Origin of the sequence: Actinomadura geliboluensis (assembly GCF_005889745.1) — a bacterium.
Classification (GTDB): Bacteria; Actinomycetota; Actinomycetes; order Streptosporangiales; family Streptosporangiaceae; genus Spirillospora; species Spirillospora geliboluensis.
In genome coordinates, this window is sequence record NZ_VCKZ01000653.1 from 1 (window position 1) to 2,854 (window position 2,854).

General features: G+C 73.5%; 2 protein-coding genes. One reads left to right on the forward strand and one right to left on the reverse strand.

Features of this window, described 5'->3' with window-relative positions; genetic code table 11:
• A partial coding sequence (locus ETD96_RS43065; protein ID WP_138642236.1) for a glycoside hydrolase family 3 protein occupies positions 1-1,495 on the forward strand: 1,495 nt, incomplete at its 5' end.
• Between the two features lie 122 nt (positions 1,496-1,617).
• Here ETD96_RS43065 and ETD96_RS43070 read toward each other — a convergent pair.
• The gene (locus tag ETD96_RS43070) at positions 1,618-2,667 is read right to left on the reverse strand and encodes an alpha/beta hydrolase (protein ID WP_138642237.1); all 1,050 of its coding nucleotides are present in this window, start codon (positions 2,665-2,667) and stop codon (positions 1,618-1,620) included.
• Positions 2,668-2,854 lie beyond the last annotated feature (187 nt).

Genomic DNA, 2,854 nt, shown 5'->3' on the forward strand with positions numbered 1-2,854 from the left:
GGTCGCCGCGTTCTCCAACGGCATCCAGCGCGCCGCCGCGGCCCAGCCGCTCGGCATACCCGCCACCATCGCCACCGACCAGGAGGGCGGCATCGTCGCCCGGATCCAGCCGCCCGCCACCCAGTCGCCCGGCGCGATGGCGCTGGCCGCCGGACGCCGCACCGGCGACGCCCGCGCCCTGGCAGCCGTCACCGGCCGCGAACTGCGCGCCGTCGGCGTCAACCAGGACTACGCGCCCGACGCCGACGTGAACACCGACCCCGCCAACCCCGTCATCGGCGTCCGGTCCTTCGGATCCGACCCCGCCCTGGTGTCGGACATGGTCACCGCCCAGATCGGCGGATACCGGTCCGCGGGCGTCACCGCGACCGCCAAGCACTTCCCCGGCCACGGCGACACCACCACCGACTCCCACACCGGCGTCCCCCACATCGACCACACCCGCGCCGAATGGGAGCGGCTCGACCTGCCGCCGTTCCGCGCCGCGATCGAGCACGGCGTCGAAGCGATCATGACCGCGCACATCGTCGTGCCGTCCCTGGACCCCTCCGGCGACCCCGCCACCCTGTCGCGGCCCATCCTCACCGGCATCCTGCGCGACCGCCTGCACTACCGCGGCGTCATCGTCACCGACGCCCTCGACATGCAAGGCGTCCGCGACAAGTACGGCGACGAGAACATCCCCGTCCTCGCGCTCAAGGCCGGCGCCGACGTCCTGCTCAAACCGCCGCTGGACGAGCAGGGCCAGGGCGTGTTCCCCCGCCAGCTCGACGCCGTCGTCGCCGCCGTCGAGAACGGCGAGCTCACCGAGCGGCGCATCGACGAGTCCGTCTACCGCATCCTGGACCTCAAACGCCGCCGCGGCCTGTTCCGCGACCCCTACGCCGACGAAGGGGAGGTCGCCCGGCGCGTCGGGACCCCCGCGCACCTCGCCGTCGCGCAGCGCGCCGCCGACCGCACCACCACCCTGGTCCGCGACGACGCCGGCGTCCTGCCGCTGCGGCCCGGCGCCCGCAAGGTCCTGGTCACCGGATGGGGCGTGTCCACCACCGCCGCGCTCGGCACCGAACTCGCCCGCCGCGGCGCCACCGCCACCGTCCGCCAGACCGGCCTCAGCCCCGGCCCCGCGCAGATCGACCAGGCCGTCGCCGACGCCCGCGGCCAGGACCTCGTCGTCGCCGTCACCAACCGCGCCTGGGACGTCAAAGACGAAACCGGCCACAACGGCCCCGGGCAGATGAACCTCGTCAAGGCGCTCCTGGCCACCGGGACGCCCGTCGTCGTCATCGCCGTCCGCGACCCCTACGACATCGCCTGGTTCCCCGAGGCCCCCACCTACCTGGCCACCTACTCCTACACCGCCGAGGCGCTGCGGTCGGCCGCCAAGGCGCTGTTCGGGGAGACCGTCCCGCGCGGGCGGCTGCCCGTCGCCATCCCCGCCCGCGACGACCCCGCGACCGTCCTCTACCCGTTCGGGCACGGCCTGGGCTACTGACCCCCCCGGCATCCGCACCGGGCGCCGGGCACCGGCCGCGAAGACCGGCGGCCCGGCGCGGGGACGGCAGCCGCCGCCGCCCCCGCACCGGGCCGGGCCCGAACCCCGCGCTCAGCCGCGCGTCACGCCTGCCGCGCCCCGATCGACTTCATCAGTGCCGGCCAGATGGACTGCGACTCCCGCACCCACGCCGGCCAGTTGTGCCGCCCGTCGCCGTAGATGTGCGCCGTGTAGGGGATCTTCAGCTGGTCCAGCCGCTTCTGGAAGTCCTTGTTGTTCGCGCCGACCGCGATCTCGCTCAGCAGCCCGATGTCCCACGGCGCCACGTCCGGGTCGCCCGGTCCCGGGCGCCCGGTCGTCCCCGCCGAGAAGAACAGCTGGGTGCCGCGCAGCTTGTCCGCCAGCGAGTACGGGTCGTGCGCCGCCCAGTTGGCGTCGTCGACCCACGGGATGCCCCAGATCGCGAACGGGTCCTGCCCGTTGCCGGCGTTGGTGAACATCAGCATCGCCGGCATCCCGATCGAGCGCATCGACAGGATCCCGCTCAGCGACGCCGCGTACTTGAACATCCCCGGATGCCGCGCCGCGTACGCCATCGCGCCCGCGCCGCCCGAGGAGTTCCCGATCGCCGCGCGCAGCGCGCCCGCGTGGTAGTTGCGCTCCATCAGCTGGCGCACCTCGGCGGTGTGGAAGGTCTCCCACTTGGGCGACCCGCCCTTGCCGTAGTTGTACCAGTCGGTGTAGGAGCCGTTCTCGCCCTCGGGCATCACCACGATGACGTTGTACTTGGCCGCCCACGCCTCGATGTCGGTGTTCTTGGTCCACGAGGTGTAGTTGTCCTGCCCGCCGTGGAAGGCGTACAGGATCGGCCACGTCGCCGCCGAGTCCCGCGTCCAGCCCTTCGGCAGCAGGATCCGGGTCTTCACCGACTTGCCCAGCGCGGGCGACTCGATGGTGATGTCGACCTCGCGGGTGCCGACCTTCGTCTCCGCGGTGATGCGGGCGCCGTCGTCGGCCTTGGCGGACGGCCCCGCGAGCGCCAGCGCGCGGGCCTGCGCCGGGACCGTTCCCGCCGTGCCGATCCCGGCGACGAGGACGGCGCCGATGGCGCCGGAGGCCAGCGAGCGCCGCCAGCGGACCCGGTGTGACCGACGGCGGACGGAGGGTGTCATCTGCTCACCTCGCGGATCAGGCCCGACCCCCGGCGGCCGCGCGACTTCGGGAGAGTGTCCTCGCACCCGCCGAAATGATCTACATGTGCGGGTTACAAGAAATGGGCGCGGCGCTGTGGAGAAGTGAGTCATCCGGCCGCTTCGGCCAGCAGCGCCGCCAGCGCCGCCGGCTCCGACAGCATCGGCC

Bases quoted from the DNA above. Each gene is read 5' to 3' on its own strand.
- ETD96_RS43070 (WP_138642237.1), bottom strand. From the start codon at position 2,667: ATGACACCCTCCGTCCGCCGTCGGTCACACCGGGTCCGCTGGCGGCGC.